The sequence below is a fragment of the Salinigranum marinum genome (assembly GCF_024228675.1).
GTDB classification, from domain to species: domain Archaea; phylum Halobacteriota; class Halobacteria; order Halobacteriales; family Haloferacaceae; genus Salinigranum; species Salinigranum marinum.
In genome coordinates this window covers 3720909-3743279 of record NZ_CP100461.1, presented here as the reverse complement: position 1 = coordinate 3743279, position 22371 = coordinate 3720909, and the positions used below count along the sequence as shown (strand labels likewise).

Annotated in this window: 28 protein-coding genes; 21 read left to right on the top strand and 7 right to left on the bottom strand. The window is 69.8% G+C overall.

Going from position 1 to position 22371, the window contains the following annotated elements:
• Positions 1–115 precede the first annotated feature (115 nt).
• Positions 116–538, top strand: a complete 423-nt coding sequence (locus tag NKJ07_RS18770) for an FAD binding domain-containing protein (protein ID WP_318568308.1) — start codon at positions 116–118, stop codon at positions 536–538.
• A 284-nt stretch (positions 539–822) separates the two neighbouring features.
• Complete coding sequence (locus tag NKJ07_RS18765; protein ID WP_318568307.1) at positions 823–1008, top strand: hypothetical protein; 186 nt, start codon at positions 823–825, stop codon at positions 1006–1008.
• Between the two features lie 92 nt (positions 1009–1100).
• Here the strand turns inward: NKJ07_RS18765 and NKJ07_RS18760 are convergent, their stop codons facing one another.
• On the bottom strand, positions 1101–1310 hold the full coding sequence (locus NKJ07_RS18760) for a TOBE domain-containing protein (RefSeq protein ID WP_318568306.1): 210 nt from the start codon (positions 1308–1310) through the stop codon (positions 1101–1103).
• Between the two features lie 149 nt (positions 1311–1459).
• Complete coding sequence (locus NKJ07_RS18755; RefSeq protein WP_318568305.1) at positions 1460–3568, bottom strand: minichromosome maintenance protein MCM; 2109 nt, start codon at positions 3566–3568, stop codon at positions 1460–1462.
• A 139-nt stretch (positions 3569–3707) separates the two neighbouring features.
• Between NKJ07_RS18755 and NKJ07_RS18750 the strand changes: the two genes are divergently transcribed.
• The 5 genes from NKJ07_RS18750 (at position 3708) to NKJ07_RS18730 (ending at position 7951) form a co-directional block, all read left to right on the top strand.
• Positions 3708–4130 carry an OsmC family protein gene (locus tag NKJ07_RS18750; protein WP_318568304.1) on the top strand — a complete coding sequence of 141 codons (423 nt, stop codon included), beginning with the start codon at positions 3708–3710 and terminating at the stop codon, positions 4128–4130.
• A 180-nt stretch (positions 4131–4310) separates the two neighbouring features.
• The gene (locus NKJ07_RS18745; RefSeq protein WP_318568303.1) at positions 4311–5039 is read left to right on the top strand and encodes a type 1 glutamine amidotransferase; all 729 of its coding nucleotides are present in this window, start codon (positions 4311–4313) and stop codon (positions 5037–5039) included.
• A 61-nt stretch (positions 5040–5100) separates the two neighbouring features.
• The gene (gene trxA, locus NKJ07_RS18740; RefSeq protein ID WP_318568302.1) at positions 5101–5445 is read left to right on the top strand and encodes a thioredoxin; all 345 of its coding nucleotides are present in this window, start codon (positions 5101–5103) and stop codon (positions 5443–5445) included.
• Between the two features lie 127 nt (positions 5446–5572).
• Positions 5573–6919 carry an FAD-dependent oxidoreductase gene (locus tag NKJ07_RS18735; RefSeq protein ID WP_318568301.1) on the top strand — a complete coding sequence of 449 codons (1347 nt, stop codon included), beginning with the start codon at positions 5573–5575 and terminating at the stop codon, positions 6917–6919.
• Positions 6920–7096: 177 nt separating this feature from the next.
• Positions 7097–7951, top strand: a complete 855-nt coding sequence (locus NKJ07_RS18730; RefSeq protein WP_318568300.1) for a hypothetical protein — start codon at positions 7097–7099, stop codon at positions 7949–7951.
• 22 nt (positions 7952–7973) lie between these two features.
• Here NKJ07_RS18730 and NKJ07_RS18725 read toward each other — a convergent pair whose 3' ends face one another.
• Positions 7974–8555, bottom strand: a complete 582-nt coding sequence (locus NKJ07_RS18725) for a VIT1/CCC1 transporter family protein (protein WP_318568299.1) — start codon at positions 8553–8555, stop codon at positions 7974–7976.
• A gap of 331 nt (positions 8556–8886) precedes the next feature.
• On the opposite strand from NKJ07_RS18725, the gene NKJ07_RS18720 reads away from it, so the two are divergent.
• Both NKJ07_RS18720 and NKJ07_RS18715 read left to right on the top strand, forming a co-directional pair.
• On the top strand, positions 8887–9468 hold the full coding sequence (locus NKJ07_RS18720) for a DUF1684 domain-containing protein (protein WP_318570497.1): 582 nt from the start codon (positions 8887–8889) through the stop codon (positions 9466–9468).
• 166 nt (positions 9469–9634) lie between these two features.
• Positions 9635–9979 (top strand): carboxymuconolactone decarboxylase family protein, encoded by a 345-nt coding sequence (locus NKJ07_RS18715; protein WP_318568298.1) that lies wholly within the window; start codon positions 9635–9637, stop codon positions 9977–9979.
• Positions 9980–10078: 99 nt separating this feature from the next.
• Here NKJ07_RS18715 and eif1A read toward each other — a convergent pair whose 3' ends face one another.
• Positions 10079–10363 (bottom strand): translation initiation factor eIF-1A, encoded by a 285-nt coding sequence (eif1A, locus tag NKJ07_RS18710; RefSeq protein ID WP_425504687.1) that lies wholly within the window; start codon positions 10361–10363, stop codon positions 10079–10081.
• 161 nt (positions 10364–10524) lie between these two features.
• A complete protein-coding gene (locus NKJ07_RS18705) occupies positions 10525–10668 on the bottom strand; it encodes a hypothetical protein (RefSeq protein ID WP_318568297.1) in 144 nt (47 codons plus the stop codon).
• A gap of 161 nt (positions 10669–10829) precedes the next feature.
• Between NKJ07_RS18705 and NKJ07_RS18700 the strand changes: the two genes are divergently transcribed.
• The 12 genes from NKJ07_RS18700 (at position 10830) to NKJ07_RS18645 (ending at position 20685) form a co-directional block, all read left to right on the top strand.
• The gene (locus tag NKJ07_RS18700) at positions 10830–11189 is read left to right on the top strand and encodes an avidin-fold protein (RefSeq protein ID WP_318568296.1); all 360 of its coding nucleotides are present in this window, start codon (positions 10830–10832) and stop codon (positions 11187–11189) included.
• A gap of 192 nt (positions 11190–11381) precedes the next feature.
• A complete protein-coding gene (locus NKJ07_RS18695) occupies positions 11382–11753 on the top strand; it encodes an Ig-like domain-containing protein (RefSeq protein WP_318568295.1) in 372 nt (123 codons plus the stop codon).
• An 84-nt stretch (positions 11754–11837) separates the two neighbouring features.
• Positions 11838–13595 carry an archaeosine synthase subunit alpha gene (arcS, locus tag NKJ07_RS18690; protein WP_318568294.1) on the top strand — a complete coding sequence of 586 codons (1758 nt, stop codon included), beginning with the start codon at positions 11838–11840 and terminating at the stop codon, positions 13593–13595.
• Between the two features lie 209 nt (positions 13596–13804).
• The gene (locus NKJ07_RS18685; protein WP_318568293.1) at positions 13805–15856 is read left to right on the top strand and encodes a hydantoinase/oxoprolinase family protein; all 2052 of its coding nucleotides are present in this window, start codon (positions 13805–13807) and stop codon (positions 15854–15856) included.
• Positions 15857–15933: 77 nt separating this feature from the next.
• The gene (locus NKJ07_RS18680) at positions 15934–17622 is read left to right on the top strand and encodes a hydantoinase B/oxoprolinase family protein (protein ID WP_318570495.1); all 1689 of its coding nucleotides are present in this window, start codon (positions 15934–15936) and stop codon (positions 17620–17622) included.
• A gap of 100 nt (positions 17623–17722) precedes the next feature.
• Positions 17723–17935 carry a hypothetical protein gene (locus NKJ07_RS18675; protein WP_318568292.1) on the top strand — a complete coding sequence of 71 codons (213 nt, stop codon included), beginning with the start codon at positions 17723–17725 and terminating at the stop codon, positions 17933–17935.
• 97 nt (positions 17936–18032) lie between these two features.
• Positions 18033–18431 carry a DUF7971 family protein gene (locus NKJ07_RS18670; RefSeq protein ID WP_318568291.1) on the top strand — a complete coding sequence of 133 codons (399 nt, stop codon included), beginning with the start codon at positions 18033–18035 and terminating at the stop codon, positions 18429–18431.
• Positions 18432–18508: 77 nt separating this feature from the next.
• Positions 18509–18793, top strand: a complete 285-nt coding sequence (locus NKJ07_RS18665) for a ubiquitin-like small modifier protein 1 (RefSeq protein ID WP_318568290.1) — start codon at positions 18509–18511, stop codon at positions 18791–18793.
• Entirely contained in the window at positions 18790–19044 is a 255-nt protein-coding gene (locus tag NKJ07_RS18660) for a MoaD-like domain-containing protein (protein WP_318568289.1), read from the top strand. Before NKJ07_RS18665 ends, NKJ07_RS18660 begins: the two co-directional genes overlap by 4 nt.
• A 1-nt stretch (position 19045) precedes the next feature.
• A complete protein-coding gene (locus NKJ07_RS18655) occupies positions 19046–19450 on the top strand; it encodes a DUF8048 family protein (protein WP_318568288.1) in 405 nt (134 codons plus the stop codon).
• A gap of 114 nt (positions 19451–19564) precedes the next feature.
• The gene (locus NKJ07_RS18650; RefSeq protein WP_318568287.1) at positions 19565–20326 is read left to right on the top strand and encodes an AzlC family ABC transporter permease; all 762 of its coding nucleotides are present in this window, start codon (positions 19565–19567) and stop codon (positions 20324–20326) included.
• Entirely contained in the window at positions 20323–20685 is a 363-nt protein-coding gene (locus tag NKJ07_RS18645; protein ID WP_318568286.1) for an AzlD domain-containing protein, read from the top strand. Before NKJ07_RS18650 ends, NKJ07_RS18645 begins: the two co-directional genes overlap by 4 nt.
• Before the next feature lie 400 nt (positions 20686–21085).
• Here the strand turns inward: NKJ07_RS18645 and NKJ07_RS18640 are convergent, their stop codons facing one another.
• Together NKJ07_RS18640 and NKJ07_RS18635 are read right to left on the bottom strand one after the other, a co-directional pair.
• Positions 21086–21511 carry a universal stress protein gene (locus NKJ07_RS18640; RefSeq protein ID WP_318568285.1) on the bottom strand — a complete coding sequence of 142 codons (426 nt, stop codon included), beginning with the start codon at positions 21509–21511 and terminating at the stop codon, positions 21086–21088.
• A gap of 146 nt (positions 21512–21657) precedes the next feature.
• The gene (locus tag NKJ07_RS18635; RefSeq protein WP_318568284.1) at positions 21658–22359 is read right to left on the bottom strand and encodes a class I SAM-dependent methyltransferase; all 702 of its coding nucleotides are present in this window, start codon (positions 22357–22359) and stop codon (positions 21658–21660) included.
• Between the last annotated feature and the right edge of the window lie 12 nt (positions 22360–22371).

The following is a 22371-nucleotide window of genomic DNA, read 5'->3' as shown; positions in this document are numbered from 1 at the left end:
CACTCACGATGAACGGCACGGAACACGAACTGAGCGTCGAGCCGCGGACGCGACGTTCGTCGCACACGGCCCGGACGGCCCCCGACACACCGGCGTCGACGACTTCTTCGAGGGGATGTACGCGACGACGCTCGCCGAGGACGAACTGCTCACGCGGGTCGAACTCCCGGCGCAACCGGACGCTGTGGGTACCTACGCGAAGAAGCCGAGCCCCTCGTCGGGGTACGCGATGGTGGGCGTCGCCGTCTCGCTTGCCATCGACGGCGGCGTCGTCGACGAGGCACGCGTCGGGGCGAGCGGCGTCATCGACCACGGCGTCCGCCTCGGACCGGTCGAAGAGACCATCGTCGGCGAACGGCTCGACTGCGAGACGATCGAGGCGGCCGCCGCCCGCGCGGGCGACGACCTCGACGACTGGATGGTGATGGACGACCTCCAGGCGTCGGCGGAGTTCCGCGGTCAGCTCCTCGGAGTGTACACCGAACGCGCGCTCACCGAAGCGGCCGAGCGCGCGGGAACGGTGACGGTTACGGCGTGACCACCCCGCGGCTCCGCGGAGCGACCGACGGCCGATCACCGCGGATTCGGGCGGGTCGGTCCCCGCTCGGCTGACCGCGGCCGATCAGAGCCGAGTCGGACCGCAGCACGGCCGTCGCGGCACACGACCGTAGGCACGAGACGGTGCCGTGGCGGCCATCGATACACGAACGGGGATCAACGCACGAGAACCGATGGACGACACGACCACGACGCGAACCTGTCGATCGACACATAGATCTCGCGAGAGCGTCGCGTCGGCCGCCCGGCGGGCCGCCAGTGTCCATGACTAGTCGCATGCGCGCCCGGCAGTGGGCCATCGCGGCCCGGTTCCGCGACCCCGCCGACTACGGGGTTCCACCGGCCCCGACGTTTCACGCCGAACGGGACGCGGACGGCGCGGTCGTCCTCTACGACGACGATGGGCGGCTGGTGATGCGCGCGGGCGATCCGATGACCGTCCGGCGGTGAGGACGGCGATCGGCGACACCCGAACGGCCGGCCCGCCGCCGGTGGACCGCTGGCTCCTCGAGCCGTTTTCGAAACGAATCGGAGCGGTGCGGCTACCGGGTCTCGATCATCACTTCCGTCGCCTTCACGACGGCGTCGACCTCGCTGCCGGCTTCGAGGCCGAGACGTTCGGCCGAGCCGCTGGTGATGACCGCCGTGACCGTCTCCCCGTCGTCGAGTTCGACGACAACCTCGGCGATCAGCCCGCTTGTTTCGACGCGCTGGACGGTTCCGGACAGTCTGTTTCGCGCACTGAGACTCATCCTCCTTTAGCAGGACTGCCGAGGAGATAACGATGACGTGACACGTCTGCGCATCGATCGAATACCGAACGGTCGACCGTCGAGCGTCACGACGGACCGGCAGCGTGCGTCGCCGAGCGGTCACGAGGCGGCGGATGCGGGTCGGGGAGTCAGGTCGTCCGGAGGTGATCCTGCCGGGGCTCGTACACCTCGCCCTTCCGTCGGAGTTTCTCGATCTCGTCCTCCGCCTTCGTGCGGTCGAGTCCCAACTCGGTCTCGGCGCGGTCGAGCACCTCGTCGACGGGCGCGCCCTCCTCGAACTCGTCTTCGAGCGTCGAGATCAGGTGTTTGAGGTTCTTGATGCGGTCGCGCTGGGTCTTCGTGGTGCCCGTCTCGATGACGTCGGCGTCGAACTCCCCGGTCTCGGGGTCGACGCCGATCGCCTCCAGACAGGAGCGGACGATCGCGATGACGCGTTCTGCGTCCTCGGCCTCGACGGTGTCGGAGAGCCGCACTCGCGCCGAGGCCTCCGCGAGCCGGACGAGCGCCTCTAGCTTCCGGGCCGTCACGGGGACGGGCGCGTCCTCGTCGGCCCCTCTCGCCCGGAGGTCGACGTAGAACTCACGGATCGCCCGCCGTGCCTCGTCGGTCATCGTCGGGTAGCAGTTACGCTTGGCGTGGGCGATGTACTTCCGGAGGAGGTCGGGTTCGATCGCCGGTTCGACCTCCTCGGTGGCCGCGTCGACCTCCGCTTGTGAGAAGTTCGAGTTCGTCATCCGCGTCCGCTGGGTGTTCAGTTCGCCCGCGTAGTTCGTCTGGAGGATGTGGTCGGCGAGGTCGCCGTCTTTCTCGGGGTCTGGCTGATCCGTGACCGTGAAGATGAGGTCGAACCGCGAGATGAGCGCGGGTTCGAGGTCGATCTGTTCGCCGATGGGTTCGTACTGGTCGAACCGGCCGTACTTCGGGTTCGCCGCGCCCAAAAGCGAACAGCGCGATTTGAGCGTGGCGTTAATGCCGGCCTTGCTGATACTGATCGACTGCTGTTCGAGCGCTTCGTGCATGGCCGACCGGTCCTCCGATCTCATCTTGTCGAGTTCGTCGACGGCCGCGATACCCTTGTCCGCGAGGACGAGCGCACCGGCCTCCAGCGTCCACTGCTGGCCGTCACCGAAGTCGTCGCGGACGGCCGCAGCGGTGAGCCCGGCCGCACTCGAACCTTTCCCGGAGGTGTAGACCGACCGTGGTGCGATATGTCGGATGTACGAGAGGAGCTGACTCTTTCCGGTACCAGGATCACCGATGAGAAGCATGTGGAGGTCGCCACGGATCCGCGATCCGTCGGGGAGGCGTTTCGTCACGCCCGAGAACAGCTGGAGGATCATCGCGAGCTTCTCCTGGTCGTACCCGTAGATCGAGGGGGCGACGGAGGCGATCATCTCGTCGTAGATGTCCGGGTGCGAGGAGAGTTCGACGATCTCCTGTTTGTCCTCGTCGGTGATCTCCATGTCCTCGAACTCCTCGTCCTCGATGGTGATCGAGACGCCGTCCATGTAGAGGTCGAAGATGGGCGTCTTCTCGTTGTTCGACGTCTGCTGTTCGATGTGGAGCACCCCGTTGAGCGTGACGTGGTCGCCCGCCGTGACCTTCCCCGTGATGTCGTCCTCGATGTTGATGTCGATGCTCTGTGGCGTCTCTCCACCTCGCAAGTCCTCCGGCGACTCCTGGACCCGGATCTTCTGGGAGTCGACGAACTCGCTCTGATCGAAGTTCACTCTGAATGGCCCCTGTCGCTCACAGCCCTGGCACTCGTGCGGTTCCTGGAAGCCACTGTCCTGCTGGGGGATGTACGTCATCGTCCCACAGCGCTGGCACTCGAAGGCGGCCTCCGTGATCTTCGGGCGGACGTCCGTAGCCTTGCGGACGATACCCTGCACGGAGACGAGTTTCCCGATGTGGTCGTCGTGGACCCGGATGTTGCGGATGTCGATCGAGTCGGGGATGGTCCGGAGGCGGACGTGCGCCTGACCGAGGCTGACGTCGGCCGGGAGGTCGTAGAGGCGGAGGGCTTCCTGGGCGTACCGCTGGAGTTGGTCCGGCTTGGCGAGGTAGTCTTCGGCGAGGTCGGGGTCGAACGTGTACAGGTCGTCGTAGTCGACGTACAGCGAGCGCTGCTCGTTGGGGTACCGCTGGGCGAGTCTCCCGATCTCGTCGCGATAGTAGTTGCGGTAGAACTGGATGAACCGCTCCGTGAGTTCCTGGTTCTGCGGGGCCTGCGCCATCGAGGACTCATTGTGCGTACTCGACTAAAGAGTCTTGGCTACCGGGGCGGAAGTGGACGATCCCGTTCTCACGGTCGCGTCACGGTCACGACCACAGGGGGCCGAACGTTTTGAACCGGGGGCACGAAGCACGACCCGCATGAGCGAGTCAGCACTGTCGACGTACGAACTCACCGGACGACGGATCAGCCCGCAACGGATGGAAGTGGACACCGGCGAGACGACCTTCGAGATCGGTGCGAGCGTCAACCCCATCGAGTACTTCCTGGGGTCGGTCGTCGGCTGTCTCAACTCGACCGGGACGGTCGTCGCTCGGGATATGGGGATCGAGATCGACGAGTTAGAACTGACGGTCGAGGGAGCAGTGAACTACGCGAAGTACAAGGGCGAACCGACGGACGACCGGGCCGGACTCCAGCGTGTCGAGGTGACCGTGTCGGTCGACGCCGACGCCGACGAGTCGGAGCTTCGAACGTGGCTCGCGGCCGTCGAAGACCGGTGTCCGGTCACCGACAACGTCGAGAACGGGACCGCCGTCGACGTCGGTCTGGACGTCCACTGACCCCGGACCGGCGAGCACCGGGGACGCCGCACGCCGAGTGTCGGTGCTGAGCACCGACGCTGAGGCCCCAGGCCGACGTCACCTGCGTTCCGCGCGGACACCGGACCACGCGGAGCGAACGGTCGGGCGCGGCAGACACACCGTCGCTGGATTCATGTTTATGTGCGAGTATTGTCCAATATGGACAATTCGAACGAGGAGGTCGACATCGCGCTCCTCGACGCGTCGCTCGGCGACACCCCGGCCGAACGGAACCTCCGGCGTGAACTCGACGGCGCGGTGACCGTCTTCAAACTGAGCGACGGGGAGTCCCCACCCGCGGTTGGAGCGGAGTTCCCGTTCGACGCCGCCGTGATCTCGGGCTCACAGACATCGGTGTACGACGACGAGTCGTGGATCGCGGAGACCGAAGCGTGGGTCCGCGAGGCGGTCGAGTCGGGCCTGCCCGTCCTCGGCGTCTGCTGGGGCCACCAGCTCCTCGCACAGGCGCTCGGCGGCGACGTCGATCCGATGGGGAGCCACGAACTCGGCTACGCGGCCGTCGATCTGATCGACGACGATCCGCTGTTCGACGGGTTCGACGCGTCGTTCGTCGCGTTCGAGACGCACTCCGACGAGGTGACGCGGCTCCCGGCCGCGGCGTCGGTGCTCGCCGAGAACGACCGCGCGTTACAGGCGTTCCGGATCCGGAACGCCTGGGGCGTCCAGTTCCACCCCGAGTACGACCTCGGCACCGCCCGGTGGGTCACGGAGAACAAACGCGGCCAGCTCACCGACGCGGCGGTCGACGCGATCCTCGACACGATCACGCCGGCGCGTCACGCCGAGACGGCGGACGCGACGCGCGTGTTCGACAACTTCCTCGCGTTCGCTCGGCGGACGCGCTCGCACCTCGACGTCCGTAGCTGAGTTTGTGTATAGCACAATTCATACACAACTCTTAATCCCTCTGACGACCAACTCGGCGTGTATGTCAGACGCGGCACCGCAGGTCAGCGACGAACCGGTCCACGTAGAGTCGGCCGAACAGTTCGAGGAGTTCACGGGACGGGACGGCGTCGTCATCGCCGACTTCTACGCCGACTGGTGTGGACCGTGCAAGATGCTCGAGCCCACGCTGGCGTCGATCGCGGCCGAGACCGACGCGACCGTCGTGAAGGTCGACGTCGACGCCCACCAAGAACTGGCGGCCACGTTCGGCGTTCAGGGCGTACCGAACCTCGTCTTCTTCCGCGACGGAGACCCCAAGAAACGGGTCGTCGGCGTGCAGGGACAGGCCGCGCTCGAATCGGTCGTCGCGTCGCTGTCGGACTGAGCGTCCGACGCGCGACGGGGGCGGCGTGAGGTCGGGCGAGTCACGGGTCGTCCGCGACCGAGATCCTCGTTCTCTGTATTGTAAAATTCGCGCAATATATTTGACGACGGGGCGAGTACGGGTACGTATGGATCCGATCGTCATCGTCGGCGGCGACGCGGCCGGGATGAGCGCGGCCAGCAAGTTCAAGCGCGAGCGGCCGGAGCGCGAGGTCGTCGTCTTCGAGAGGGGCGAGTACGTCTCGTACGCCGCCTGTGGTATGCCGTACTACGTGAAGGGCGCGGTCGACTCGCTCGACGACCTCGTGACGGTCACGCCCGAGGCGTTCGTCGAGGAGCGTGGCATCGACCTGCGCCTCCACCACGAGGTGGTCGAACTCCGTCCCGACAAGCACGAAGTCGTCGTGGAAGGGCCCGAGGGACGGCTCACCCAGCCGTACGACCAGCTCCTGGTCGCGACCGGCGCGCACGCGGTCGTCCCCCCGTTCGAGGGGATGGACCTCGACGGCGTGTTCACGATGCACTCGTTGCCCGAGGCCGACGCGGTCCGCGACTACCTCGCGTTCGAGGAGCCCGAGACGGTGGGGGTCGTCGGGGGCGGCTACATCGGGATCGAGATGGCCGAGGCCTTCCGCGAGCACGACGTCGAAGTGCACGTCTTCGAGATGCTCCCGCACGTTATGGCCCCGTTCGGCGAGACCGTCGCCGAGGCCGTCGAGGAGGAGTTGCGCCGGCAGGGCGTCCACCTCCACCTCGACACCGCAGTCGAGCGGTTCGTCGGCGACGACAGCGTGACGGGGATCGACGTGGGCGGCGCGGTGTACGACGTGGAGTTGGCGCTCGTCGGCGTCGGCGTCGCCCCGAACACCGACCTCGCGGCGTCGGCGGGGATCGAACTGGGCGAGACGGGCGCGGTCGCGACCGACGAGTACGGCCGGACCTCCCGGTCGGGCGTGTTCGCCGCGGGCGACGTCGCCGAGGCGCGACACGCCGTCACGGGCGAGCCGGACCACGTCCCGCTCGCGCTGACGGCGAACCGTGCGGGGCGAGCCATCGGGCAGACGATGGCCGGCGACGAGACCCCCGTGGGGGAGATCGCCGGCACGGCCGTCGTGAAGGCGTTCGACCTCACGGCGGCACGAACAGGCGTGATCGACGAGGAGCAGGCGCGAGGGGCGGGCTTCGACCCCGTCTCCGTCACGATCACGGCCTCGTCGCGGGCCCACTACTACCCCGGGGCCGAGGAGCTCACCATCACGATGCTCGGCGATCGGGTGTCGGGCCGCGTGCTTGGGGCGACGATGGTCGGCCGCGAGGGTGTCGCCAAACGCATCGACACGGTCGCCGTCGCCCTCCACGAGGGCGCGACCGCCGAGGAGCTGTCGTACTACGACCTCGCGTACGCACCGCCGTTCAGTCCGGTGTGGGACCCGGTGTTGACCGCGGCGAAGGTGCTCGACGGGAAACTCGGGTGAGTCGGGTCGAACGTGCTTCGGCCGACCCCCAGACGGCGTGCCGACGGTGGGGTGCGTCCCGGACGGCGTGCCGACGGTGGGGGCGTCCCGGTCGTCGTGGGGAACGATCGCGTCCGACCCGACTCGCAGGGGGCCCGGTCGGTAGCGTTTTGCTCGTCACGGGAGACGGCTGGTGTGATGACGCGACCCGAGGCCGTGTCGGGATCCCCGACCGTCGCGCGTCCCGACCCCCAGTACGCGTTCGTCGGCGGTCTCTACCTCGCTGCGCTCCTCACGCCGGCCGCGATCCTCGTCGCTTCGATCGTGGTTCAGAACGCCGCTGCCCTCTACGTCGGGTTTCTCGGCGTCTGGGCCGCGGTGACTGTTCTCGCGGGATGGGGTATCTCGCGGACCCGCGGGTTCGCCGTCCGTCTCGGGCGCAGCGACGCGTCCTGGCTCTTCGTCGTGGTTCCGTTCGTCGTGTTCGGCGGCGCGTTCGTGACACTGGGGTTCGGCGAGCGGGTCCCGCGGACGGTCGTGCCGCTGGCGATGGTGACGATGATCACGGGCGTCCTCTTCGGACTCCCGTTCGTGGTGATGAGTCGGACCAGACACGCCGACGATGCCTCGGCAGGCGCGACCGAGTTCGCACGGTGGGAGGCGCGCTGGCCGCCGCGGTGGCGTCGACTCGCGGTCGGTGCGATGCTCCTCGGCCTTGCGAGCGCGCTCGTCGCCGTCGTCGCGCAGGTCGTCTCTCGGGCCGGCTGGGCGGACTCCGCCTACCTGATCGCGTTCCTCTGGACGCCGCTCGCGAGCGCGGCGACGCCGCGGACGTTTCGCGTGACCGACGCGGGCGTCGTCGTCGAGCGGCCGCTTCACCGTCGTCTCCTGCCGTGGGACGCGTTCGAGGGCTACTCGGTGACCGACGACGCGCTCGTGTTGGTGCCGACCGCGTGGTGGCGCCCGAAACTGCGCTCCGACCGCGCCGACGTCGAGGGCCTCGACGCCGTCGTGTCGGCGCTCGACGGAACGCTCGGCAGCGGCCCATCGTGACGCGAGGCGGCGACCGGCTCGTTCACCCCGGCAGGGCGACGTTGATCAGCGCGACGACCAGTCCCGCAAGCGCCATGCGGACCGCCGCGACGTACCACCGCTGGCCCGAGATCGAGCCCATGTACGCGCCGAAGACGCCGAGGATGCCGATCCCGATGCCGACGGCGACGACCGCCGCTTCGACCAGCGTGAACACCCCGCCGACGAGGAGAAACGGGACGAGCGGGACGAGGATGCCGATGAGTGGGCCGAGCCCGCTCATCGTCGCGTGGAAGAGCCGGGCGCTCGACCGTTCGCGCTCGACGCGGGTGTCGTCGAGGTCGGTGAGCATCGCCCGTTCGAGCCGGTCGATGGCGGCCCTGGTCTCGGCCCGTTCGATCTCCCAGACGCTCCAGACGGCCGACGTGCCCAGCCCGACCGCGGCACCGAGACCGATCTTGATTACCGTGAGGCCGTCGGGGACACCCGAGAGGACCGCGCCGACGACGACACCGATGCCCGTGAGCGTCCCGTCGAAGCCGTTCGAGACGAAGTACCGGCGGGCGATCGAGCGGACCTCCTCGTTCCCGAGCAGTCGGGCCAGCTGCCGACGGACGGAACTCATCGCCACGCCGGGATCGGACGGTCGGCGGCCGCCGTCCACCGAACGCGCCGGTCAGGTCGGGGAGGGACGAGAGCGACTGGGGGGACGCTCGCGACGCTCTCGCCTGCGCCGGGCGTCGCCTGCGAGGTATCGGGCGGCACACTCGGGGCCGCGGGCCGACGGCCGACTATCATGCTCCCCAGTGTGTGCGGCAGCCTCTAAAACGTGGTCACGCACGCCCGACGGAAGGGTTTATTGTGTGCCAGACGGACAATACTACAGCGGCGACGGGACACCGTCGAACGACGCATCGGGCGATCGAATCCGACTCACCGACACACCACTCATCACGATGACCACGACAGACGCGCCGGACGGCTGGGAGGCGGCGGTCGAACGGGAACGCGAGAAGAAAGCACGCTTCTTCCGGGACGGCCCTCAGTCGCCGTTGCCACCGGACCGCCGCGGCGAGGCGTTCCCCGGGCTCGACTACTACGATCCCGACCCCGCGTACCGTTACGAACTCGAACTGCACGCGTACGACGACCCCGAGGAGGTGACGGTCGGAACGACCGCCGAAGGCGAGCAGCGCTACCGGCGGTACGGCGAGTTCCACCTGACGGTCGGCGGCGAGTCCGTGACGCTGCACGCGTACCGGCCCGCGGACGGGAGCGACCGGCTGTGGGTCCCGTTCCGCGACGAGACCAGCGGCGAGGAGACGTACGGCGCCGGCCGGTACCTCGACCTCGAACCCGACCACCACCGCACCGCCGAGGACACGTGGGTCGTCGACTTCAACCGGGCGTACAACCCGACGTGTGCGTACAACCCGGCGTACGAGTGTCCGCTCGTGCCGACGGAGAACTGGCTCGACGTCCGTATCGAGGCGGGCGAACGTGCGTTCCCCGCCCCTCACGGGGTCGAGGACGCGTAGCGCCGCGACGGGCGGGGCGAGCCGCCGACGGGCACAGGCGGGAGCGGGCCGTCGGCCGGCTCTGCCCGCCGAGCCACGGAGCCGTGTCGGATCCGGCGCGGGGTCGTTCCCGAAAGCTGGGGACGAGCGTGCCCGTTCTTTTCGTCGGCCATCGAACCGTTGACCGATGTCCTACACAGAGAACCTCTCGGAGTTCAAACGGACGATGGGAGAGCTGATCGAAGAGGCGCCGGAGTTAGAACAGTTCGCGGGCTTCATCCACTCCGCGGAGTCGACAGACGTCATCGACAACAAGACGAAAGAACTGATGTCGCTCGCCATCGCGGTCGCCGTCCGGTGTGAACACTGCATCCTCTGGCACACCGACGCCGCGCTCGAGGCCGGCGCGAGCCACGAGGAGGTGGTCGACACACTGAAGATCGCCGTCGTCATGGGCGGTGGACCCGCGATGACGTACGCGGTCGACGCCTACGAGACGCTCAGGGCGCTCGAAGCCGAGCGTGGCGAGTAAGCTCGGACCCCGACGGGTCCTCCGGGTGGTGTTCCGAACGGACACGACAGTCGTCGCTCGGGGCGTGAATCGAACGGTACGCTGCGGAGTCCCGCTAGATCAGTCGATGTGGCCTTCGCGGCGGAGCTGGTCGGCGTCCTGGCCCGTGTAGCGCCACTCGATGTTGGCCTTCTCGTCCTGCCAGTCCCACGGTTCGACGAGGACGACGTCGCCCTCGTTGATCCAGGTGCGGTACTTCATCCGGCCGGGGATGCGGCCCATCCGGTTCTTGCCGTCCTCACACCGGACACGGACGTGGTTTCCACCGTTGTGTTCTGTGACTACCGCGAACAGCTCGTCGCTGTTCGGCATTCGCAAGTTCTTCTGTTCTCGTTCTTCACTCATTACTCTTCGTACGATGGGCGGACGGTTAAGTCATTGGAGACGCGCGATACCGTGTGACACGACGGCGGGGAGAGGGAGCGAGCGGTCCTCCCGGGCGCACGGGGAAGAGCGGGCCGTCCGCGCCGCCGACGGCCGGCCCTGCGGGTTCGGCGGCGGCGCGGTCACGCGAGCCACGGCTGGTCGACCGGCTCGAAGCGGAACCCACAGACGGGACACGCCACGTACCGCGGGTCGTCGGCGCGGGCGAACCGGCGGGAGAGCCCGACGAACCCGCAGTCGGGACAGCGGCGGAGGAGCGGTGGCATCACGGTCCTGTTCGGCCGGGTACGCGCCCGAGCCACAAGGAGCCACCGGCGCGAGCCGTGGAGCCACCGGCCACCGACGCGAACGGTCGATGCGAGCCCGTCGCAGGGCCGGACACCGGCGACGGCGGGGTTTATGCGTCGCGAGGGTGACCCGACGGATCATGACCGATCCTTCGGGGGCACCCTCGGTCGACGGGCGGGTGTTCGAGTCGGTGCGGAACGACGGCGACGGCGACGTCGGGAACGCGACGACCTTCCGGTTCGACCAGACGGACGATCTGATCCACGCCCGGTACGAGGGTGGCGACGTCCGGCTGGGACACCTCGTCGGCCACCACCTCGGGGACGAACTCCGGTTTCGCTACGCCCACGTGACGGCCGACGGGGAGACCGCGACCGGGCGGTCCCGCGACCGGATCGAACGCCTCGACGACGGGCGGCTCCGGCTCCACGAGGAGTGGGCGTGGGAGTCGAAATCGGGGTCGGGGACGAGCGTGCTCGAGGAATGTCGCCCCGAGTAGGCGTGATCTGCGGACGCGACCAGTGGTGCGACCCGACGTGTTGGTCCGTCGACCGCGCGTGGAACGCGACGAGACTCGGCCGCCGCGGGACGACCGATCTCGGACACCGACTCCGATCGGGCGGGCGGGGCGTCGCGTGCCGAAACGCGCCCCCGGCGACACTTTTTCTCCGGAGGCGGACGACCTCGGCCCGTGAACCGACGTGGCTTTCTCGCCTGTGCCCTCGGAGCCGTCCCGCTCGCGGGCTGTGTCGGCGGCCGCAGCGACTCGGTCACGATGCTTGCCGTCAACCGCGACGACGTCTCGCACACGGCCACAGTGTGGGTCGTCCGCGGGGAGCGGCTCCGCGTCACCGAGACGGTCGACGTCGCGTCCGACGCGTTCGAGCGGCTCGGCGAACTGCCGCCCGACGACGGGAGCGGCGTCCCGTACCGGGTGACGGTCCGGCTTGACGGCGAGCCCGTGCTGGCGAGGGAGTTCCGGCCCGAACGGTGGTTCAACCAGCTCGACGTCGTGATCGACGGCGAGAGAGCGGTGTCGTTGAACCGTGGCCAGGCGGCGTGACCGCGACGACCCGGTCCGACGCCGTGCGGCGAGCGAGAGCGACCAGAAGGCAAGATAGTTCTCCCTCCACGCCGGACGGCGACTATGACCGACTACTTCGAGGTGCACGCGCGCGACGGGGCCGCGCGCATCGGCGAACTCCGCCTCTCGACCCCGCTCACGACGCCCGCCCTCGCCGACGAGGTCGTCGTCGACGCCGGCAGCCTCTGGAGCGAGGGCCGGACGGCGCCCGAGGGGAGCGACGAGGCGCTCACGGTGCTGCCACACCGCGCGTTCCCCGCCGGCACGCGGGCGGAGGTCCAGGAGTCGTTTGCCGTCCAGTACCCCGACGTCGACTTCCCGAGCGCCGCCGTCGTCACGGCTGAGACGGCGACCGACCACGGCGCGGACGCGTACGTCCTCGGCGACGCGACCGGCGTCGTCGGTCACGCCTCGGCGTTCGTCGACTCGATCCGGGCGGTCCGTGAGTCGACGCCGGCCGACACGGCGCTGTATCTCGCCGGCGTCGCCACGCCGGCGAACGTCGCCACGCTCGTCTTCGCGGGCGTGGATCTCGTCGACGGCAAACGCGCCCGCGTGAAGGGCCGACAGGGCCGGTATCTGGCGACCGACGGCGAGTACTTCCTCGAGGACCTCGACGAACTCCCCTGCGCCTGTCCGGCCTGTCAGGGGCCGCGAGAGAGCTTCACCCGCGGCGACTGTGCGACCCACAACGTCAACGCGCTCGCGGCGGAACTCGCGCGGGTCCGACGGCGGATCCGCGACGGGCGGCTCCGCGACTACGTCGAGGGGCAGGCCCGCCACGAGGCGTGGTGTACGGCCGCGTTCCGGACGCTCGACGGGCAGTACGCGTACCTCGAACAGCGGACCCCCGTCGTCCGCGACGCCGAACTCCTCTCGGCGAGCGAGGACACGATCCGGCGCGTCGAGATCCAGCGGTTCGCCGAGCGCGTCACGACGCGGTACCGAAACCGGTTCGACCGGCCGCTCGTGCTGGTGCCGTGTTCGGCCCGCAAGCCGTACAGCGAATCCCAGTCACACGGGCAGTTCCACGGCGCGATCGGCTTCCGCGCACACCTCGTCTCGATGACCTCCCCCATCGGCGTCGTCCCCCAGGAACTCGAACTCACCTACCCGGCCCAGCACTACGACTCGGTGGTGACGGGCCGGTGGAGCGAGGACGAAAAGCGGTTCGTCGTCGAGGTGCTGCGACGGTATCTCGACCGGAACTCGTACCCGAAGGTCGTCGCGCACGTCCCGAGCGAGGGCTACCGCGAGATCTGCGAGCGCGTGGAAGACGCGCTGGATCTCGACTTCGAGTACACGGTCGTCGACCACCCCACGACCGAGGAGTCGCTGTCGAACCTCGCCGAGGCGCTCGACGGCGAGATGACGTACCGAAAGCGGACGCGCGAGCACAACACGGTGCGCGCGATCGCCGACTACATGTTCGGCGACGGCGCTGGCGACGAGGTGTTCGAGCCGGGGACGATCCAGACGACGGCGCGCCACCCCAAACTCCAGGTCCGCGACACCGACGGCGAGCAACTGGCGACGATGGTCCCGCAGTACGGCGTGCTCGCCTTTACGCTCGCCGGAGCGCGGCGCTGGCTGGAGAGCGACGCGCCGACGAAGACCGTCGAGATCGACGGCTTCGTCCCCCACGGGTCGGTGCTCGCGCCGGGCGTCGTCGATGCCTCCTCGGAGATCCGCGTCGGCGACGAGGTCGTCGTCACGGGGCCGAAGGCGTTCGGCGTGGGCCGCGCCGAGATGTCGGGTCCCGAGATGCGGGGGTCGACCCGCGGGATCGCCGTCGAGGTCCGGCACGTCGAAGAACGGTAGGCGGCCGAACGGACGGCAGTCCCCCCGCGGCGTGAACTATTTACTTCCGACCGGGGTTGTCACTCTATGATGAACCAGCGGGTGGTCGCCGTCCACCGAGCGGTGGAGCAACCCACTCCGGGACCGGACAGCGGGCGAGCGAACCGGGGACGTGGCGGCGTCCCCCGAGGGGCGCGGACGCACACACCGACCGCGCAAGGGGCTGACCGATGAGCACGGCCGAGGAGAGCGACGTGCGCGTCGGCGTCGACGTCGGCGGGACGTTCACCGACCTCGTCACGATCCGCGACGGACGAGTCCGCGTCTCGAAGACGCCGTCGACGCCCGCCGCCCCCGAACGGGGGGTCATCGACGGCCTCCGGGACGTCGAGGCGCGGGACGGCGTCACCCCCGGAGCCGTCGTGTTCCTCGGCCACGGCACGACCGTCGCGACCAACGCCGTGCTCGAGGGCGAGTGGGCCGACACCGCCCTCGTCACCACCGAGGGGTTCCGCGACGTGCTCGAGATCGGCCGGCAGGCCCGCCCGGACATCTACGACTTCCAGGCCGAAAAGCCCACACCGGTCGTCGAACGCCACCGGCGCTTCGAGGTGCCGGAACGCCTCGACGAGCGCGGGCAAGTGGTGAAGCCGCTCGACGAGGCCGCCGTTCGCGCGCTGGCGGACGACCTGTCTGCGGTCGAGAGCGTCGCCGTCTCGCTGTTGTACCCCTTCGAGGACGACAGCCACGAGCGCCGCGTCCGCGAACTGCTCAGGGAGGAAGGCGTCGACGCCTCCTTCTCGCTGTCGTCGAGCGTGCTCCCGGAGATCCGCGAGTACGAACGCACGCTGACGACGGCGCTGAACGCCGCGCTCAAACCGGTGATGGACCGCTACGTCGGCGACCTCGAGTCCGAAATCGACGCCATCGGCGTCGACGCGCCGCTGAAGGTCATGCAGTCGAACGGCGGCATCATCACGGCCGACACGGCCCGCGAGCGGCCGGTGAACACGCTCCTGTCGGGGCCCGCGGCGGGCGTCCAGGGGGCCACCTACGTGGCGTCCCGCGGGGGGTACGACGACGTCATCACGATGGACATGGGCGGGACCTCCTGTGACGTCTCCCTGGTCGAGGGGGGCGACCCGCTCGTCTCGACCGACGTCGAGGTGGGTGAGTATCCCGTCTCGGTGCCGATGGTCGACATCCACACCGTGGGTGCCGGCGGCGGCTCCATCGCGTGGGTCGACGCCGGCGGCGCGCTCCGCGTCGGCCCGAAGTCGGCGGGGGCCGATCCCGGCCCGGTCTGTTACGGCCGCGGTGGAGCCCGCCCCACGATCACGGACGCCCACGCCGTCCTGGGACGCATCGACCCCGCGTCGTTCCTCGCGGACGGACTCGACACGGCGTCCACCGACGTCGAGCGCGCGGTCGAGCGCCACGTCGCCGACGACCTCGGCGTCGACGTCGAGACGGCCGCACAGGGCATCCTCGACGTCGCGAACGCGAACATGGAGCGGGCCTTGCGGGTGGTCTCGATCGAGCGCGGCCACGACCCCCGTGAGTTCGGCCTCGTCGCCTTCGGCGGGGCCGGGCCGCTCCACGCGCCGAAGCTCGCGGCCGAACTCGACATCCCCTGCGTCGTGGTCCCGCGGACGGCCGGGGTCCTCTCGGCACTCGGGCTCCTCATCAGCGACATCCTCTACGACCACTCCGCCTCCCGCGTCCGTCGCCTGGACGGGGTCGACGCGGACGAACTCACAGAGACATTCGCGTCGTTCGTCGCGAGGGGCCGGCGACAGCTCGAAGCCGAGGGGCTCGCTCCCGAGGCGATGCGGTTCGAGCCGTCGATGGATCTCCGGTACGTCGGCCAGTCGTTCGAGCTGCGCGTTCCGGCCCCCGCCGACGTGGACGAGGCCGCGCTGGCGACGGTCCGCGAGCGCTTCCACGAACGTCACCGCAAGCGGTACGGCCACGCGTACCCCGAGGAGCCGGTCGAACTCGTAACCCTCAGGCTGCGCGCGCGCGGCGTCGTCGAGACGCCGGAGCTCCGCCCCGAAGGGTCACGGGGCTCCGTCGACGACGCCCGCCTCGAACGACGCCCCGTGGTGTACGACGGCGAGCCGTGCGACACGCCGGTGTACGACCGGACGCGCCTGCCGACGGGGTCGACGTTCGGCGGCCCGGCCGTCGTCGAAGGGCGCGAGTCGACGACCGTCGTCCACCCCGGCCAGCGGGTGCGCGTGGACGGGGACGCTAACCTGATCGTGGAGGTGGACGCGTGAGCGAGGACGCGGACGCGGGCGTCGACTCCGTCACGCTCGAAGTCGTCCGGAACGCCTGCATCGCCGTCGCCGAGGAGATGAACGCCACCCTCGTCCGGACGGGCTACTCGCCGAACATCAAGGAGCGCCGCGACTGCTCGTGTGCGCTGTTCGACGCCGCGGGGGAGATGATCTCCCAGGCCGAGACCATGCCCGTCCACCTCGGTGCGATGCCCTTCTCCGTGGCCGCGGCCGTCAAGCGCTTCCCGCCAGCCGAGCTCGAACCGGGCGACTCGGTCCTGCTCAACGACCCGTTCCGCGGCGGGGCACACCTGCCGGATCTCACGCTCGTCTCGCCGGTGTTCGTCGACGGCGACGTGGTCGCCTACGCGGCCAACCGCGCCCACCACGCCGACATCGGCGGCTCGCGAGCGGGCTCGGTCGCCGCGGACTCGACCGAGATCTACCAGGAGGGCCTGCGCATCCCGCCGGTGAAGTTCGCGTCGAGAGGAACCGTCGACGAGGACGTCCTGTCGATGATCCTCGCCAACGTCCGCACGCCCGACGAGCGCCGCGGCGACCTCCGCGCGCAGGAGGCCGCCAACGCGACCGGTCGCCGCCGTTTTTCCGCGCTCGCCGAGAAGTACGGCGACACGCTCGCGCCGGCGCTGGCGGAGATCAAAGACTACTCCGAGCGGCGGATGCGCGCCGAGATCGAGTCGCTCCCGGACGGGACGTACACGTTCGAGGACGTCCTCGACGACGACGGCAAGGGCAACGAGGACCTCCCGGTCCGCGCGGCCGTGACGGTCGACGACGACGAGGTCCACGTCGACTTCGCCGGGACCGCACCGCAGACCGCGGGCCCGATCAACGCCGTCTTCGCGGTGACGGCGTCGGCGACCTACTACGCCGTGCGGTGCGTGACGGACCCGTCCATCCCACCGAACCACGGCTGTTACCGCCCCATCACCGTCGAGACCCCCGAACGGAGCCTCGTCGACCCGGAGCCGCCCGCCGCCGTCGTCGGGGGGAACCTCGAGACCTCCCAGCGCGTGACCGACGTCGTCCTCGGCGCGTTCGCCGAGGCGGACGTCTCGCGGGTGCTCGCCGGGTCGCAGGGGACGATGAACAACGTCACCTTCGGCGGCACGGACCCCCGTAGGGCCGCGGGGGACGACGGCGCGGCCGAGACGGTCGGCTCGCCCTACGCCTTCTACGAGACGCAGGGAGGCGGCTTCGGCGGTCGCGACGGGAAGGATGGCATGGACGGCGTCCACGTCCACATGTCGAACACGCGGAACACGCCCGTCGAGGTGCTCGAAACCGCCTACCCGCTCCGCGTCGAGCGGTACGAACTCCGCCCGGACTCCGGGGGCGCGGGTCGGTTCCGCGGCGGCCTCGGCCTCCGTCGGGATATCGCGGTCCGCGGCCACACGGCGACGTTCTCGCTGCTGGCGGATCGACAGCGACACGCGCCCTACGGGCTCGCCGGCGGCGCGGACGGCGAACCGGGGGTGGCCTCCCGGATCGACGCCGACGCCGGTCCGGACGACGGGGACGACGGCGTGCGCATCCCGGGAAAGTCGACGCACGACCTGCCGCCGGGGACGACGGTGAGCCTCCGAACCCCGGGCGCGGGCGGGTACGGAGCCCCGAGAGAGCGTGAGCCGGCCGCCCTGGCCGACGACCTCAGACAGGGCAAGGTGACCGAGTCCGCGGCGCGAGCGAGCTACGGCGACGACCTGGTCGACGCCGCCCGCGAGCTGCTGGCGGCCGACGACTGACGGTCCGTCCGCCGTCGACTCCCGACGATCCTTCCCCCGTCGACTCCCGCGGCATCCGCGTCGGCCCGCCGTTTTTCACCCTGGGCCGCCTCTCGCCGGCGTGGTCCGTCGTACCCACCACTGCCGCCGCTGTGGCGCGGCCATCGAACCCGGTGACGTCTACGCCGTCGTCGACGTCCTCGACGCCGAGGGGCGCATCCGAGAGCTGTTGTGTCGGTCTTGTGGGACGGAGCTCCGGGCGTTCGTCGACGGCGACGGAGACGCCCCCGACACGGGAGCGCCCGCGCGGGAGGACCCACGCCGCGAGGAGTGACACACGCCGTGCGAGTGGCGCCACTGCGACCACGGCGGCGAGGCGGCGGTCGGCTCGTGTGACCAGCTTTTTGTCGCCCTCTCCCCTCCTGGGAGGTATGGTCGACGAACACGTCGAACTCGGGGTCCCCCAACAGATCCTGGAGTCGCTGCCGGACGAGGAGGGCGACGCCGCACAGGACATGAAGCGGGCGGTCGCCGGGATGGAGTCCCAGTTGAACCGGGCCATCGACGCCGCGGCGTCGGAGTCGGAGGCGGCGAGTCACGTCGTCGACGCGCTCGAACGTCTAGAGGAACACCTCGACCGGTACGACGAGTTCGTCCCGGAACTGCGCGCGTGGGGGCAGTCGCCCATCTACGCCATCGCCTGGCGGAACCTCCAGGCCGACCTCATCCTCCAGCTCCACGAACACGACTGGCTCGCGGGACACGTCGACCGCGAGCGCAACCACCGCCTCGTCGAGGACGGCATCCGGTTCGGCAAGAGCGGGGACTGACACCCGGCTCGGCGGCCGTTCGCGCCGCGCGCCCGACTCGGCGTACGTTTTTATCCGTGGCAGCGTACCCTCCACCCATGCAGATCACGCTGAAGTTCTTCGCTACCTTCCGGGAGATCGTCGGCTCGAAGACCATCGAGCGCGAGTTCGCCGACGGGACGACCGTCGGAGAGGTGCTCCGCGGCCTGGAGACGGAGTACGAGGCGCTCGGCGGCGAACTCCTCGTCGACGGCGATCTCAAGCCGCAGATCAACGTGCTGAAGAACGGACGAGAGGTATTACACATAGACGGGATCGACACGTCTGTCGACGACGGCGACACGGTGAGCGTCTTCCCGCCGGTGGCCGGGGGGATCGAATGAGGATCGAACGGTCGTTCCGGGGCATCTCACAGCGGCTGGCGGTTCACTATCTGACGAACCTCGGGGGCGAGGTGGTCGCCGAGGACCGCGTCGTCGGCGACGACTGGCAGGCGTCGCTGTCGGAGTCGAAAGCCACCGTCGGCCCGACGCTCAGCCTCAACGAGGTCGACGTCGTCTTCGAGGGCGACGACGACGTACTCGAACCGCTCGTCGAACAGTTCGCACAGAAGGCGATGCGCGCCGGCGGTTGAGATGGCCCGGGGCGATCCGCTCGACGGACAGGTGCTGTTGCTCACGGCGGCGAAAGCCAGCGTCGCGGCGCGAGAGCTACCGGCGCTCGTCGACCGCGTCCAGGCCGACCTCGGCCCGCGGCTTGCAACGTATCGTCGCGCGTACGAGGCGGTCGACGAGTCCCCCGACCGCTGGACCTTTCTCGTCCCGCCCGACCACTGGGAGGAGGTCGGGAGGCGGCTCGACCTCACGAGACGGGAGCGCGAGGCCGTCCGACGCGCCCACGAGGAGCAACTCCGGCGGGTCGGGAGTCGACAGGAGCGCCGCGAGGAGTTCGAGAGCGCCCTCGACATCCGGAGTGCGGTCGTGATCGGCGTCGAAGGAGAGGACGGTGACGGGATCGACGGCGGAGACGCGTCCGCGTAGCCACCGGTCGGAGCCACGGAGTCGCGACCGGCCGGCTCGTGACGGCGTCGGCGGGCGAACGCCACGAGCGCGACGAACGGAAAGGGGTTTTCGGCCGCGTCTCGTCCGGGAGATATGGCTCGCCTTCCACCCCCCGTCCGAGCCGGGGTGCGCGCGTCGCTCCCCCTCCTCGTCGGCATCGTCCCGTTCGGCCTCGTCGCGGGTGTCGCCGCGGTCGACGCGGGGCTCTCGCCGGTCGCGGCACTCGGGATGTCGGTCGTCGTCTTCGCCGGGGCCGCCCAGCTGGCGATCATCGACCTCCTGCGGAGCGACACGCCGCTTTTCGTCGTCGTCCTCACCGGCGTCGTCATCAACCTCCGGATGCTCATGTACTCGGCCTCGATCGCCCCGTACTTCCAGCGGTACCGATCGCGCTGGAAGGCCGTGCTCGCGTACTTCCTCACGGACCAGGCGTACGCCGTCGCGATCGCGCGGTACACGGCTGACGAGCCCGACGACGAGGCGGCCGGCCACGACCGAGAGCGGGACGGATCGACGACGCCAGAGGCGGACGCCGACGATCCGGCGGGCGGGCGGGACTGGTTCTACCTCGGCGTCGGGGCGAGCGTCTGGGTCGTCTGGGTCGTCGCCACCGCCGTCGGCGTCGGCCTCGGGCGGGGCGTCCCCGACGCCTGGGGACTCGACTTCGCCGTCCCGCTCGTCTTTCTCGCACTCCTCGTGCCGCGGCTCGAGGACCGTCCGACCACCGCCGCGGGCCTCGCCGCGGGTGTCGTCGCGCTCGCCGGGACCGGGCTGCCGTACCAACTCGGGCTCCCGGTCGCCGCGATCGTCGGCGTCGGCGTCGGGCTCGCGGTCGAACGGGGGGCCGGCCAGTGACCGACGCGTTCGTGGTCGCGACCGCGTACGGCCCGCTGAGCGTCTGGACGGCGATCGTCGCGGTCGGCGTGGCGACCTACCTCGTTCGGCTCTCGTTCATCTACCTGTTCGGCCGGATCGACGCGGTGCCACCGGCCGTGACGCGTGCGCTACGGTACGTCCCCGCCGCGGTGCTCGCCGCGCTCGTCGTACCGAGCATCGTCTCCGTCGAGCCCACGGTCGTCGGCACGCTCACCGCCGATCGCCTCCTCGCGGGGGCGGCCGCGACGATCGTCGCCTGGCGCACGGGTGACGTCACGGCGACCATCGTCGTCGGACTGGTCGCGCTCTGGCTCGTCCGGTTCGTCGTCCCGGTGTGAGCGGGGGCCGCGGTCGGATCGGGAGCCGCGGACGTGGCCGTGAGGGTGCCCGCTACAGGAACCGTCTCCGCGGCAGAAAGTCGGCCTGGCAGTCCTGACAGGTGACCATACTGCAGCGTTCGGTACACAGGCGCACCTCTTCACACAGTTCGCATTCGATGTGCTGCGTGTGCGAGTGAGACGTAGAACGAGCGTCGTCTTTGTTACCAGATCCGAGCATTCAGTGAACGATGTTCAGTCGCCATCGCACTTAATACCTTTTTGCCACGGTAATTGTACTGATATCTATCCATTCGTCATCTTGACTGTCCGTCTCTCGTGGACGTCGACCCGGTGGACCGACGAGGGCTCAGCTGTCGTCCGTCGCGAATCGAGCGGGAAGGAGGAGTCGCCAGTTACGTTACCGGACGACGGTCACTGGAACGGACGACCGTCGGACGACCGTCTCGGCGACGCTCCCGAGGAGGACGCGGGAGACGCCGTCGCGGCCGTGGCTCCCGACGATGATCTGATCGAAGTCGTTCTCCTCGGCGTAGTTGACGATCGCCCGGGCGGCCGAGCCGTAGACGAGTTCCGTCTCCAGCGCGACACCGGCCGCCTCGGCCTGGTCCACGGCCTCGTCGAGGACGGAACCGATCTCCCCCTCGGCCTTCTCGCGCCAGGCGTCGACGTTCGGCTGTGCCATCTCCACTGTGCCCTGGGCGAACGCCGTCGGGTCGACCACCGCGATGGCGGTCAGGTCGGCGTCAGCGTGGCGATCGAGCGCGAACGAGAACGCTTCCTGGGCAGTGTCGGAGCCGTCGATCGCGACGAGGATACGTGTCATTGCACGCTCCTGTTCGACCGCAACGATACTCATTATTTCGACGACTCTCACGCGATGGGAACGCACCGCGACCGGGGGCACGCCGACCGGCCCGCGAGAGCGGTCGCCCAGTGGCGTGGAGCCGCGGGTCGTTCGCGAGGAACTGCTCACTCGGCTGTGGCGACGACCGAGACGTACCCCACGCGACCGTCCTCGACCGCCGCCTCCAGCTCCTCGATCCCGGTACGGAGCCGTCGACCGCGCTCGCCGAACGCCCCGAGGAGCCCGGCGTAGTCCACCCGACTCGCAGCACGGTCGCGCATCGCCAGCAGGTCCTCGCGGTGGTCCGCGACGCTCTCGACCGAAAAGCTCGCCGCCGCGACGCGCCCGAGGAGCCGCTCGCGCTCGCGCGCGCTGGAGAGGCAGAGCGCCTCCGTCAGCCCGGACGGAAGGTCGAGCAGATCCCCCGCGACGACCACGTCCGACAGGGCGAGTCGCCCGCCGGCGTCGAGGACGCGGCGGGCTTCCGCGAGCCCCCGATCGAGGTCCGCGAGACACAGCACGCACTCGGCGAGCACGACGTCGACACTCGCGTCGCGGAACGGCAGAGACGCCAGTTCCCCCCGGACGGTCCCCGAGCCGCGCGGGTCGTGGTCGAGGCCGACCGCGCTGGCACCGCGTTCGTTGGCGAGCGCGAGCGATCCGCCCGCGCCGCAGCCGACGTCGAGGAGTCGCGTCCCCCGCGTGACGCCCGCGCGGTCGAGCAGTGCCCGCGTGGCGTCCTCCCCGCCCGGGTGGAGCGGGTCGCCCAGGACCGTCCTGAGCACCCCCCAGGGGTCGGCCATCGCCGCGTCGAGAACGTTCAGCACGGGCGCGTCCTC